Origin of the sequence: Paenibacillus sp. CF095 (assembly GCF_900101225.1) — a bacterium.
Classification (GTDB): Bacteria; Bacillota; Bacilli; order Paenibacillales; family Paenibacillaceae; genus Paenibacillus.
Genome location: NZ_FMZN01000001.1, coordinates 4,047,053 through 4,059,919, shown reverse-complemented (window position 1 = coordinate 4,059,919; position 12,867 = coordinate 4,047,053). Strand labels below are relative to the sequence as shown.

At 45.6% G+C, this 12,867-nt stretch carries 15 protein-coding genes; 6 read left to right on the top strand and 9 right to left on the bottom strand.

Annotation, left to right across the window (positions count from 1 at the left end):
- The first annotated feature begins 45 nt into the window (after nt 1-45).
- On the top strand, nt 46-753 hold the full coding sequence (locus BLS69_RS17995) for a stalk domain-containing protein (protein ID WP_091034085.1): 708 nt from the start codon (nt 46-48) through the stop codon (nt 751-753).
- A gap of 148 nt (nt 754-901) precedes the next feature.
- Here the strand turns inward: BLS69_RS17995 and BLS69_RS17990 are convergent, their stop codons facing one another.
- Entirely contained in the window at nt 902-1,876 is a 975-nt protein-coding gene (locus BLS69_RS17990; protein ID WP_074093825.1) for a ring-cleaving dioxygenase, read from the bottom strand.
- A gap of 457 nt (nt 1,877-2,333) precedes the next feature.
- Here BLS69_RS17990 and BLS69_RS17985 point away from each other — a divergent pair, with 457 nt between their 5' ends.
- Nucleotides 2,334-3,095: a YwaF family protein gene (locus BLS69_RS17985; RefSeq protein WP_091034083.1), complete on the top strand. Its 762-nt coding sequence runs from the start codon at nt 2,334-2,336 to the stop codon at nt 3,093-3,095.
- 139 nt (nt 3,096-3,234) lie between these two features.
- Here the strand turns inward: BLS69_RS17985 and BLS69_RS17980 are convergent, their stop codons facing one another.
- The 3 genes from BLS69_RS17980 to BLS69_RS17970 all read right to left on the bottom strand — a co-directional run bounded on the left by BLS69_RS17980 (nt 3,235) and on the right by BLS69_RS17970 (nt 5,623).
- Nucleotides 3,235-4,029: an SDR family oxidoreductase gene (locus BLS69_RS17980; protein WP_036612094.1), complete on the bottom strand. Its 795-nt coding sequence runs from the start codon at nt 4,027-4,029 to the stop codon at nt 3,235-3,237.
- Nucleotides 4,030-4,236: 207 nt separating this feature from the next.
- Nucleotides 4,237-4,500 (bottom strand): YqkE family protein, encoded by a 264-nt coding sequence (locus BLS69_RS17975; protein ID WP_091034080.1) that lies wholly within the window; start codon nt 4,498-4,500, stop codon nt 4,237-4,239.
- Between the two features lie 475 nt (nt 4,501-4,975).
- Nucleotides 4,976-5,623 carry a peptidylprolyl isomerase gene (locus tag BLS69_RS17970; protein WP_091034076.1) on the bottom strand — a complete coding sequence of 216 codons (648 nt, stop codon included), beginning with the start codon at nt 5,621-5,623 and terminating at the stop codon, nt 4,976-4,978.
- Nucleotides 5,624-5,878: 255 nt separating this feature from the next.
- On the opposite strand from BLS69_RS17970, the gene BLS69_RS17965 reads away from it, so the two are divergent.
- A complete protein-coding gene (locus tag BLS69_RS17965; RefSeq protein ID WP_091034073.1) occupies nt 5,879-7,093 on the top strand; it encodes an MFS transporter in 1,215 nt (404 codons plus the stop codon).
- Between the two features lie 102 nt (nt 7,094-7,195).
- Here the strand turns inward: BLS69_RS17965 and BLS69_RS17960 are convergent, their stop codons facing one another.
- The 3 genes from BLS69_RS17960 to BLS69_RS32190 all read right to left on the bottom strand — a co-directional run bounded on the left by BLS69_RS17960 (nt 7,196) and on the right by BLS69_RS32190 (nt 8,082).
- Complete coding sequence (locus BLS69_RS17960; RefSeq protein WP_091034070.1) at nt 7,196-7,387, bottom strand: hypothetical protein; 192 nt, start codon at nt 7,385-7,387, stop codon at nt 7,196-7,198.
- Between the two features lie 39 nt (nt 7,388-7,426).
- A complete protein-coding gene (locus tag BLS69_RS17955; RefSeq protein WP_091034068.1) occupies nt 7,427-7,798 on the bottom strand; it encodes a hypothetical protein in 372 nt (123 codons plus the stop codon).
- Nucleotides 7,799-7,920: 122 nt separating this feature from the next.
- On the bottom strand, nt 7,921-8,082 hold the full coding sequence (locus BLS69_RS32190; RefSeq protein ID WP_017690239.1) for a hypothetical protein: 162 nt from the start codon (nt 8,080-8,082) through the stop codon (nt 7,921-7,923).
- A gap of 145 nt (nt 8,083-8,227) precedes the next feature.
- On the opposite strand from BLS69_RS32190, the gene BLS69_RS17950 reads away from it, so the two are divergent.
- Together BLS69_RS17950 and BLS69_RS17945 are read left to right on the top strand one after the other, a co-directional pair.
- Nucleotides 8,228-8,509, top strand: a complete 282-nt coding sequence (locus BLS69_RS17950) for a hypothetical protein (RefSeq protein ID WP_017690238.1) — start codon at nt 8,228-8,230, stop codon at nt 8,507-8,509.
- Between the two features lie 153 nt (nt 8,510-8,662).
- A complete protein-coding gene (locus BLS69_RS17945) occupies nt 8,663-10,561 on the top strand; it encodes a sensor histidine kinase (protein WP_091034066.1) in 1,899 nt (632 codons plus the stop codon).
- 75 nt (nt 10,562-10,636) lie between these two features.
- Here BLS69_RS17945 and BLS69_RS17940 read toward each other — a convergent pair whose 3' ends face one another.
- Both BLS69_RS17940 and BLS69_RS17935 read right to left on the bottom strand, forming a co-directional pair.
- On the bottom strand, nt 10,637-10,879 hold the full coding sequence (locus BLS69_RS17940; RefSeq protein ID WP_091015589.1) for an NHLP leader peptide family RiPP precursor: 243 nt from the start codon (nt 10,877-10,879) through the stop codon (nt 10,637-10,639).
- A gap of 54 nt (nt 10,880-10,933) precedes the next feature.
- Entirely contained in the window at nt 10,934-11,881 is a 948-nt protein-coding gene (locus tag BLS69_RS17935; protein ID WP_091034063.1) for a hypothetical protein, read from the bottom strand.
- A gap of 219 nt (nt 11,882-12,100) precedes the next feature.
- Between BLS69_RS17935 and BLS69_RS17930 the strand changes: the two genes are divergently transcribed.
- Complete coding sequence (locus BLS69_RS17930; protein ID WP_091034061.1) at nt 12,101-12,838, top strand: hypothetical protein; 738 nt, start codon at nt 12,101-12,103, stop codon at nt 12,836-12,838.
- Nucleotides 12,839-12,867 lie beyond the last annotated feature (29 nt).

Below are 12,867 nucleotides of genomic sequence, written 5' to 3'. Positions count from 1 at the left end.
AAATGTATAAAGGACAAATCATTTTAACGTTCAGGAGGGATTTTGATGAAGAAAAAGGTTGTACTGGGTCTGATGGTAGGCACATTAACGCTTGGGATCGGTACTGGTGCGCTTGCAGCAACAGGGTTGGAGCAGATTAAAGCCTATCTAAACAGCAAGATTACGCTAAAAATGGATGGTGCCACGGTGACAGCCAAAGATGCCAATGGTAAAACGGTGTTGCCTATCACTTACAACGGAACAACTTATTTGCCTGTGCGTGCTGTGGGATCATTGCTTGGGACAGAGATCACGTATGACAGTGCAACTTCATCCGTCCTGATTGGCGGAACGAATGGATCTGCGCCCGTAACCAACGGAAAAGTAACGCTGAGTGCACTTGGAACATCCGTACTGGGATCTACCGCTTGGCACACCAAAGATCCTAAGGATACCACATATAAAGGCAAGGATTACAAGGATGTTTATCTGCATAATGATCCTACGAAACAGGGGGATGATATCCAGATTAATACGGGTAAAAAGTATTCTTCTCTGCACTTGGAACTTGCCGCGCTGAAAGGAAATCAGGAGATTCATATCTATGATCAGGATCTCGCGACACTCAAAAAGTTCAATATCACTCCAGAAAGCGGTATGATGAGTCTGGATGTGGATGTTAAAGGTACAGACGCTGTCTATGTAGAGATTGTATCTGAAGATCCGGGTTCGGCTCTGTTTGTACCGCTCACAACATCGTATCTGACGAAGTAAAACACAATCTGCAAGTTTGCCACCTTACAGACGTGGCAAGGCAAGCATAAACATAAAAAACGATGATTCACTAGGCGATTCCTGAACCGTATCCGGTATTCAGAGTTGCCTGGTGAACATCGTTTTTATTTTCGGTTTGTTACGAATATTAGCGGATCATGGTATCCAGTGGTTTCAGGTTCGCTTCAATCTCAGCGCGGCGTCCTTCTAGAAACGGAGGCAGCGCCAGTGATTCACCCAGATGCTCCAATTCTTCGTCTGTATCAAATCCCGGACCATCGGTTGCAAGTTCGAACAAAATACCATTTGCTTCACGGAAATATAGGGAGCGGAAGTAGAAGCGATCTACAAAACCGGAATTCGGGAATTGGAAGTTATGAACCCGTTCCACCCATTGTTTCAGCTCTTCTTCATTATCCACACGGAACGCAACATGGTGTACGCTGCCACGTCCAGGACGCTCTTGGGCAAGGTCATTCCGTTCCTCAACATGAACCTCGGAGCCGCTGCCACCTTCGCCGGATTCAAAAACGAGTACATCAGGTTGACCTGGAGTAAAGGCAGGATAGCTTCCTTTAGCTCTGAAACCGAGCAGTTCGGTAAGAACCGGAGCGGTAAGGGAAGCATCTTTTACCGTAAGATGGATAGGGCCTAGGCCTACAATGCCATACTCGGCAGGCACAGGGCTCTGATCCCATGGTTTACCACCAGCGACACCTGTATTGTTTTCATCCGAGACCAGAATCAGACGTTGTCCTTCAAAGTCTGTGAACGAGAGCGTGGCACGACCACCCCGTTCAACAATCTCTCCATGTGGGACTTCGAATTCGTCAAAACGTTGCTGCCAGTAAGTAAGTGCCGCATCACTTGGAACGCGCAGTGACGTTCCAGATATGCTGTTCACCCCTTCACGAGTCTGTCCGGCCATCGGAATCTCGAAGAAGGTAAGTTCGGTACCCGGATTGCCTTTCTCATCGCCATAGAAGAGATGGTAGACGGATACATCGTCCTGGTTGACTGTTTTTTTAATGAGGCGCAGACCCATGATGTTGGTGTAGAAACGATAGTTCTGATCGGCATGTGCTGTTAGAGCTGATACGTGGTGAAGTCCTTTGATTTGCATAATAATTCCTCCTAGTTAGGTTATACGTTCAACTAAGGATTATTTACACTGATACTACGATGACAGAACAACCTTCCGATCGCTGTTATCCCCAGATTTTTTGATTCCTTTTTTGAAAGGGGAAATCCGGGGAAAGCATATGCTTCCGATGTAGCTTTCTTTCAGAAAGCTTTTAGGCGAACGCTCCGCTTCTTCAGGTTTTTTCTGTCCTCTCCGTTATCATGTAAATGTTTAGTTGAACATTTGTTGAGTGCTGTATTTTTATAATTTCGATTAAGAAAGTTACTAACTTTTCGTTTGTTTTGGTTCTGAATTTATCTTAACATAAAGATATTTAAATTACAATGCTTATTTAGAATTCCAACTGGACAGTATTTTCATTCAATGGCAAAATGAAAAAGTTAACATTAAAGAGAGATAATGTTGGTAAGATCCTTGCAAAGGAGAGAAGAGATGCATGGCGTATCCACCATGGCTGGACCCTTATGACGCAGAGCCGTTTATTCTGTTCTCCACTTCACATATCGTTTCAATTAGCGTAATTACAGTATTGATTGTACTGCTGTTTTTGCTTCGACACCATCTTCGATCATGGTCAGAGAGGGCACGCCGCATAGTGCGGATTGTTCTGGCCTGTATCATGTTTGCCTGCGAAATTGTGCTGCAACTCTGGTATGTGTATGGAGAGATATGGAGCCTGCAAACGTCACTGCCACTCGAATTATGCAGTCTGTCTCTGCTATTATCGGCGTTGTTGCTACTGACACGCAGTCGACTGTTACATTCTGCACTACTGTTTGCAGGCATTGCTGGAGCCCTTATGGCGATCCTGACTCCTAATCTGGGTTATGGTTATGCACATTTTCGATTCATTCAATTTTTCGTTGCTCATGCTTGTATCATTCTGGCTTTACTATACATGACCTGGGTGGAACAGCTGCGACCTAGCTGGAGATCTGTAGCAGGTTCGATGATATTTGTGAATGTGGCAGCACTAATCGTATACGTTGTAGATGTTTTGCTGGACGCGAATTATATGTTTTTGAGACACAAGCCGAGTACACCCTCGGTGCTTGATATGTTAGGTCCGTATCCCATGTACATCCTTGGGGAAGAGATACTTGCGCTAGTTTTGTTCTCGCTGATGTACATTTTGCTCTTTGCCATTCCAGATCGGTTGAAGCATCGTGTGAAAAAAGGTAAAAGTTCCGCGGTGTAGTGATAATCCTTATAGTTGCAACTGCGCCAGATTATAAACTTCTTATAAATAAAACATCCCGAAAGTAATCTGACCAGATCAGATCGCTTGCGGGATATTTGGCGTTGTCCCTGAATCGGTTCAACTTATATTTATATGTTTATCCACGGAGGAGAGATTCCGCACCATCCACATAGATTCGTGTACCTGTAACATGAGAGGCTTCATCGGAAGCGAGGAACAGAACGAGGTTTGCCACTTGCTTCGATGTTCCAGGTTCGCCCTTGAGCGGGTGTTCATGACCCTCAGGGAATTCAACAGGAATCTGTACTTCTTTCAGATCATCCGACGGGTAGGTGTTATCATCAATGTTGGTATCGATGGCTCCTGGGCAGACGGCGTTAACACGGATCTTATAACGAGCCAGCTCCAGTGCAGCCATCTTTGTAAACGCAGTTTGTCCCGCTTTGCTGGAAGCGTATGCAGAGAAACCGATCCCTGAGAAGACCCGGTTACCGTTAATTGAACTGGTGATAATGATGCTGCCGCCATGTTCTTTCAGATGGGGGATGGCATATTTGACGGTTGCGAAGGTTCCGCGCATATTGATCTCCATCGTCTGATCCCAGTCCTCGATTTCCATCGTTTCAATCGGAGCCATCGTTCCGTTAATGCCGGCATTCGCAAATATGATATCCAGTTTACCCGCTTCAGCCGCAGCCTGATTGATCGCCTTTTGCACATTGTCCGGTTTGGAGATATCACACTCGATCACATACGCTTCTCCGCCAGCCTTTTCAATCGTCTGCTTGGTTTCCTCCGCATTTTCGGGTGTACGATCCAGCATGTATACTTTGGCTCCATGCTCTGCGAAACGAATAGCGGTAGCCTGACCAATACCCGATCCACCTCCAGTTACAATCGCAACTTTGCCTTCCAAACGTTGTTCTGTCATCTCTGATCCCTCCATGAGTTAGATTATCGTTGTACGCTCTACTTCTAACATACCCGGCTCAAGACGCGTGAATCATATGTGTATATATCAAAAAGAACAGGACCGCGATGCGGTCCTGTTCTTTGAACAGATCATCTTCATGATCTGTCTGCTGTAATATTATTTTGGCATGTGAATGGTAGGAGACACCCTCAGGTCATGCCCGGCTTACTTATGTTTCTTCCAGTCCATAGCGCTGTTATTAAGCAAATATTCGAAGTCGTTATCCCGGCGCTTCTGCTCCGCTTGGCGAGCTTCTTCTGCCTGCTGACGTTCCTGCTCTTTAAGTGCCGCCTCGGCAGCCTTTGCCTCATCCGCCTGAGCTTTCAGTTTCTCCAGCACATCACTGCTCAGTAGATCTTTCAGTGTTGTGGGTTTATCCTGTGCTACTGTTGCTTTAGGAGCAGGGGGGCGTTTTTTGGATTTTGCCATAGGAAAATCTCCTTTCCAAACATGAATCAGGTTCCATTTGTCGTACAGTAGTCATAGTATATCAGGTTCCCGTAATGCATTCCATGAAACTGCGGAACAAAAGCAGGAAAACGAGGGTTGCGTGACGAATGAAATCGGGTATAAAATCATATAATATTACCGATACTGCGACTATTCCCTGGAGAAAGGAGTCGTTGTTCGTGGAAGTAAACCGTGGTTTACTGAAAGGGCTTGCATGGGGCGTTGCCTTTAGCTGCCCGTTATGGATTGCGATTATCGGCTGGTTACGTTTGATGGGATGGATGTATTGAGGATGATGCCGGAAGAGGTCATTTTTTATAAAGTCATATATGTAACCGCTATCATTAAATAAAGCTCTGCCTTGCGACATTCGCACAGGACAGAGCTTTTGTTTGTTTAGAGTTTATTAACAAGTCATAACCAGGGATTATCATCCGTTTGGCAAGGATGTTAATTAAGGCATTTTTACCGGTTCTGGATACTCCAGACCGTGGGTGTCTACCGTAACTTTTTTCATAACTTGATCCTTAACGGGTTTGTCACCTTCACCTATTTCCTGAGCTGCAATGTTATCCACAGTTTCTATGCCTTCCGTTACTTTACCGAAGGAAGCATAGGCGTTATCCAAATGATCCGCGTCAGCTAACATGATGAAGAACTGAGAACCAGCCGAATCCAAATTATCTCCGCGTGCCATGGAAATGACTCCGCGGGTATGATTCAGGTGATTTTTGTGACCGTTGGATGTAAATTCACCCTTAATGGCGTACCCTGGGCCACCTCGACCATTACCGTCTGGATCTCCGCCCTGAATCATGAAACCTGGAATAACACGGTGAAAGATTGTGCCATCATAGAAACCCTGATTCGCTAGTGAAATAAAATTGTTCACCGTATTGGGCGCAATCTCCGGATATAGCTCAATGACGATCTTCTGTCCATCTGCCATTTCAATGGTAGCTACCGGATTGGGACCCGTTGGTTCAACTGGAGCTGGTGTTTCTGTAGCGCCACTCGAAGGGCGTCCACAACCACTAATGACGATAAGCAGCATCGCGATTACCAGCGAGACCACTGTATTTTTTTTCCACCGTAAAGACATGAAAACGTTCCTCCTTGCATCTCTGCATTATATATTTTCTCCAAATCATATTTGGATATTTACCCAACTATCATACCGTTTTTGTGGACAGGATGGCAATGTAATACATGTGTTTGTGGTGAACAAGGGATGGCCTTCGTGGAATGATGGGTGTAAAATAAGGAAAATGCTTCCGCATCGGGACGTACGGGTCTGTTCCGTCCGCTCCAATACACGGCAGTCCCGGCGTCAGTAACGGAAAGGGCGTGCGGGTATATGAACTTCTCGTGGAAGCGCAATCTGGTCATATTGTGGATTGGTGTATTTTTTTGCAGTACCGCCTATTCGATCTCGATTCCATTTCTGCCCCTGTTTCTAAGTGCTGACTTGGGGGTTCGTGATCACCTGGAGTTATGGTCAGGACTGGCATTTGGCATTACGTTTCTGGCGAGTGCACTCGTGTCTCCGTTCTGGGGATCACTGGCTGATAAATACGGACGCAAGCCGATGCTGATCCGGTCGGGATACAGCCTTGCCGTCTTGTATTTAATCAATTATTTCGTGCAGGACCCGTATTCGCTGATTGTTGTTCGATTGTTTCAGGGTCTGCTTGCAGGGTTTGTTCCAGCTGCGATTGCTCTGGTAGGTACGAATACACCTGAAGAGAAGACTGGTTATGCCCTTGGTATTATGTCCACTGCAGGAGCCACTGGTGGTATTATCGGACCGTTAATTGGTGGCGTGGTGAGTCATTATTATGGCAACCGGAATGCATTTTTGTTTTCGGCTATTGTTGTGTTAGTCTCAGCAATCATCGCAACCTTCTGGGTAAAAGAAGAGAACTTCAACCGGAACAAAGCTCGTTCCCACGTCATGGATGACATTCGTGAAGCGAGAGCAAATCGTTTGTTTATGACGGTGCTTGGCATGATGGGCATATGTACGTTCTCCGTCATGATTCTGGAGCCACTATTGACGGTCTATGTGATGGAAATGGGCGTTCAGCCTGATCGTGCCTCACTCAGCTCAGGTATTATTTTCTCAGCGGTGGGGGTAGCGACAGTTATTATGGCGCCGCGGTGGGGCAAGATTGGTTCAAGGATTGGATACGGTAAAGTGCTGATCATTGGACTGGTTGGTGGGGCTGTAGGGAATCTTCTGCAGTTCTTTACAACAGGTTATATCGCATTTGGTATTTTGCGTTTTGTGTATGGTTTATTCTTTGCGGCTGTATTTCCGGCAATTAACGCCATGATTGTGCAGGCTACCGCATCAAGTTTCAGGGGAAGGGCCTTTAGTCTGAATCAGTCCGCTGCCCAGATCGGGACGATGGCGGGACCGATCATTGGTGGGGTTCTCGGTGGCTGGCTGCCGATACGCTGGATATTTATTATTAATGGAGTGGCATTGATCATCACTGCGATTGTAGCCAAGTGGTCAGGATTGGATCACAAACTGCCCGTGACAAGTAAGGTTTCCGCTAAGCGATGATGCTGAATCACTAAGAGTAAGTGAACTTACAGGTAACAAAAAAGATGACGCTGTGAAATTACAGACGTCATCTTTTTTAAGTCTACTACGGATCTATATAAGTTAGTCATCCGAAGAGGGCTTACGAGAAGCCTTCTCTTTGGGAATGGCATGCTCGACCGCATCACGTTGGTCCTCGTCCTCAAGTGCTTCGGGGAAGGAGTCCTCAGTGAACAGTCCGAAATCCGGGTCAATATCCCGTTCGGTCACGAGATTATCCGGTTCATGCACCTTCTTTTGGCGATCTTCCTTCATCGTGTATGCACCTCCTCATTCAGGATGTCATAACAGCCGTTAATGGCGTGGTGGAATGTCGTTCTCCGGTTTGGCATCCGCACCAGCACCATTAAGCAGATCGGTACCATGCAGCGCATCCGGATCGGGTGCAGCAGGATCAACCGGACTGTTCGGTTGCAGAAGATCTGCATCCGGTACAGATTCCAGCGGTGTCTCAGCCAAACGTAAATCCAATTCCGGCTCGTCCACAGCAGTTGCGGCTACGGGTGCCAGATCCGAATCTTCCGTTACAATCCGTCTGCCGGAAACTTCATCAAAGGTATCCATATCGCCTTCCGGGACTTCCGTCTCTGGCGGAATATCGCGGGACCTCTGATAACGGTCATAATAGCGGTCGCTCTCTTCGTTACTAATTGGTTTGTCAGACATGAGTAACACTTCCTTTCGTTGTCGGTTGCCCAAATGCTTCTTACCCCGTAGTTACCCAAAGCGCTAGTGTTGTAATCTTGCACAGGTTATTATCTCCGGGTGTTCACTACGATATGAATGCCTTAGAATTTGGGGAATACATATTTAACCAAGAAGTATAAGAATCCGAAAAAGATAATGATATATGCGGCATATTTAATAAATGTGGAAGCGACCATACTTGAATCCGATTTATGCTGAACATCCTTATGTTCCACCTCAACCGTACGATGTGGCTCATTCATTGTAATCATCTCCTTAGCGTGTTTGTTTGCTTTGAGAAACCATTACACCCGGAACAAAGGATTGAATCGCAGCCACCGTTTTTACAGCTTTTCCTGTTTTGCCTATGTTATGATGAAGCTTGAATATGTAAGGGAGGAATTTCATGTGGACTGGTTTACACTGGGCAATATGATCACACGCATCCGTATCGGACAAAAGGCGTCCACACCCGGGTTCTCCCGTACCGTCATCCGTCGTCCGGATGGTTTGTTTTGGGTAGGCGGTATATGGTCCGGGCAAGTTGTACAGTTACGGGATTTCCTTTTCTCAGACATATGGACCATCTATGATGATGAGGAGACAGAGCAGTGGCTTGAATTTCGCAGTCAAGTTGAACAGAAAGAACGGGAAATGATAGTGAACCAGTTCGAAGACTTGCGTGATTAATCGGGTAGCTTTAACAATAAAATGGAAATAAGACTATAAATCGACTTAAATGTGAAATTTCATTTTATCTCAAGAAGGTGACGTGACAAACGGTGGCGAATGATAAATGAGAGAATTTAAGATAGGGAAAATTAGAACTTTGAGGTGCTGTGAATGAAAAATGTGCCCAAAGCTATCGTCATCTTATGGATGAGTGTATTGATTATTCTAGGCATGCCACATGGGATAGTCTTTGCAACTACAGGAGCGGTTCAGCAACCTGTATCCATTACAGGATGGGAAGTAAAATGGGGGAACGTTGACGATCAAGGGTTCATCAGTGAGGTTAAGGGAGCAGACGAGATATGGGAAAAGCAGGGCAGCGATAAGTTAGAGTATAGCAATACGGATCGATCGAATTCTTTATGGACTCGCCTGACCATCCCTGTGTTGAGTGAGGAAAGTTCAGCCATTCGATTTGAGAACATTAAAGGCAATCATATTGTTGTTTATCTGGAAGACCGAAAGGTCTACGAGAACTACCATTACAATTATGATAATAATGCTGTGTTGCTGCCCTTATCCAGCGAAAATTCAGGTAATACGCTCTATGTATGGTCGCAAAATGAAAAAGGCCGTCTGGGGATACAAGGTACTGTTCAGGTTGGACCTTATGCCGCGTTACAGGAGAAATATATTCATAACGGACTTATTGATGTAATTTTGGGCGCGACCTTTGTTTTCACAGCGATTACGATGCTGAGCTGTACGTTCTTCCTTGGCAAATTCCATAAGGGATTATGGATCTCACTATGCATCGTGATGGGTTCCATCGGCACGATGATCATCACGTACTCGCAATTTTTGTATACGTTCTATCAGGTATATGGTGACCTGTATTCCGTAGTCTTTGATCTGGCGATGCTGCTGGGTATGCCAGCGCTATGTTATTTTTTTGAACAGATTATCGGGCCAGGACTGCATGGAATCTTCACCAAACTGCGAAAAATACTATTTATATATTCAGTTATCGCTGTGTTCTCTCTATTTATCTATGTTACTTCAGGTGGGCAATGGGAGATCCTCTACAATCTGCTCGTACAGCGTGTGGTTGGCATTGTGCTGGTCATTCTGCTGACAATCCTGTTGGTTGGTACCATCGCCAAAGCGCTGCAGCGAAATCGGGAAGCTATGCTGCTTGCAACGGGATTTGGTACATTTGCCTTAATCAGTGTGGCTGAACTGTTGTGGTATTATCAGCGGAGTGGGACGTATCATCTGTTATGGTGGAAATGGTCCATGGTTGCATTTGTGATCTCGTTGATTGCCATTCTCGGAAGTCGTTTTGCCGAAAAACATACTAAAGTTCTAGAGTATTCCAAGGAACTGGAGCTGTTCAACAATGAGTTGCAGCGATCCGAAAAGATGGAGATTATTAGCGAACTGGCTGCTTCCGTTGCCCATGAAGTACGTAACCCACTTCAGGTGACAAGAGGGTTCCTGCAACTTATGACGGAACAGGAAGACAACAAAAATAAGGGGTATGTGCGAATTGCACTGGAAGAACTTGATCGGGCTTCGGGCATCATAACGGATTTTCTTACCTTTGCCAAACCTGAGTTTGACCATATTATCTCGCTCAATATCTCGGATGAATTCAATCATATTGAAGGCATTCTTGTACCGATGGCTAATCTGGAAGGTGGTAAAATCACTACCGACATTCCGCCAGATCTATATATTCGAGGCAATTCCTCGAAGTTTAAGCAGGCTTTTATCAATATTATCAAGAACAGTATTGAAGCTCTGCAGGGACAAGGCCAGATTGATATCTGGGCGTACAAGCAGGATGGAATGATTAAGGTACATGTCAGGGATAACGGAGAAGGAATGGACGAGGAAGCACTCTCCCGGTTGGGCGAGCCTTATTTCTCCAATAAAATCAAAGGCACAGGCCTGGGCATGATGGTGACATTCCGAATTGTTGAAGCGATGCAAGGACAGATCAGCTTTACAAGCACCAAAGGGGTAGGAACAGAAGCGGTTGTATCTTTTGCCGAGTTCGTCGATTGACGAACTCGCAGAAGGATACAGCGGCTTTTTTTGTTCCTACCCCTAATTTCTTACATTACCAATAACTCACCCGGTTTAACTTCTCCAAGGTCCGCAATTCACATCATAATTTACTTTGGAAGGATTGGGAGGTATGACAAGCACATAGTCATTCTGCTGCTCCTCAACGGTACGCACCTGAATGTGCTCCGGGATTACGATACCGAAAGCTTCACGAAGCGCCTGCTTCGGATTGGAGTGCAATTGTTGTCTGAAGTGCTCGTCAGTCCAAGCCTTTTCAATAATATCCTCATGCAACGTTTTCTCTGATACCATCATCGTCAACATTCCCTTCATATTTAAAATTAAACTGAATCAGCTTAGTCCTTATGCTCAGAATCCTAACTGTTGCTCGCTAATCCAGTGATGAAACCCGCCTTGGAGGAGCCGTTTCTTCCGTTGTGTAATGTCCTGAACAGCTTGTACTAAAGTGCTGCATAAATAAGAATTAAACGCCTCGAGATGCGATATTCCTAAGTTAGACGATGTCAGTGTACGATTATAGCGATAAGCAATGTCTACGTAAGAGTTCATGAGTTGTGTATTATATACATTGTCATGTATACGTTCGCTTAGAGGATGAACTGGATAGTTGTGATTCAGTGCTGCGGATATGTGGGAGAGGTAGCTGTTGTAGTTTCCATGCACAGCATCTTGTTGCGTGTCTGTGAAGTCATCGGTCATCTGGAGTGTCATGAGTGTGATGTTGATGGCAGAACACACCGGGATTATCCGGTCGGACTGATTCAGCAGAAGCAGTGCACCAGTAGCTCCAATGAGGAGAGGGGCAGCCTTTTGCGCAATCAACAAGGGATTCTGTTGGAAATAATCAATGGAATGCTCACCCGTAACACTCACGGCCCAATCCACTACATATTGTCTGAAATAGACCCAGAACGTGGAGGAAGGATTGAATAATACCGAGTAAGATTGAAGAGCATCCATGTAATATAGATTACCCAGGGATAACTTCAATGTGGCATTCTCCGGTTGTTCATCCATCACGTCGTCCTGATTCAGAAAATATAACATGTGAATGAGACAGGCTGTACTTAATTGGTGTGCTTTCTCTGGGGTTAGTTTATCTGAGTGTTGCATCCAAAGTGGAATGATGTACCCGATGTAGCTGTGTCCCGAATCTCGTAACAGCGGATTAACCGATCGAAGCTGCTCTAATGCATGTCCTGACAAGGGTTCGGGATATTCCCGTACGAGTTGTTCCGCTGAAGCAAACACGACCTCCAGATCGGATCTAAACGGATCTAACCAATCTCTCCGCATCGTTACATATCGTCCTTCCTGCGATAAGGTGATTAAGGACTGTTCGACTAGATCATGAAGTTACACTTAGTATAGCGGAAATAAACTGAAAAAAATAGGATTTTTTGTGATCAATTGTGAGAAAAATGATGACTTTTTGTATTTTATGGCATAAAAAAGTGGATTTTAGGCTCAAACTAGGAAGGCACAGGATTTCGACATCGGAAAGGCGGCAGAAAAATGAATTTGAAATGGAAAACATGGATGGCAGCCGGATTGGCAGCCGTAGTTATAACAGCAGCAACAGGACATGTGGCATTTGCTGATTCAACCGTTCGGGCTGAGGAACATGACGATGCGTCAAAAGTTTCTTCCTCCGGCAAACCAGCAAAGCCATGCATGCAGGCAGGACACGGTCTGTTTATGATTGGTGAGACGGCAGACTTGCTTGGGATTGGACTTCGGGATCTGAAAGAACAGATGGAACTTGGCAAGACGTTGTCCCAGATTGCGAAAGAGCGTAAAGGACTTAGTGAGGAGCAGTTATTGCAGAAGTTGAAGCCTACATTAACGCAACGTCTGGATCAAGCTGTCGATGAGGGGTGCCTCACCAAGGAACAAGCAGCAGCTACGAAGGCGGACATGGATACCAAGTTGAAAAAGGTCATTAATACCCCGCTGCGTGACTTGCGGCGTGAATTTGCCCACCATGGCAAACGTTCCATGGTAGATAAAGGCGAAATTGCCCGTTTTATTGGAGTCACCCCTGCTCAACTGCACGCGCAGCTTCAGGGAGGGAAATCACTGGCTGAGATTGCTCAGGCAAAAGGCATTAGTGAAACGCAGCTGGTGGACAAGCTGAAGGAACAATTAACGGGTGATCTGAAGAGATTTGTGAATCAGAAGGGCAATGTGCATCCAGCCCCGGGTCCCCAGGAACCTGTTCCTGGACGATCAACTTCGAGTGAAGTGAAATAAAGAAGAGCGTCTCCATAAGGGGACGCTCT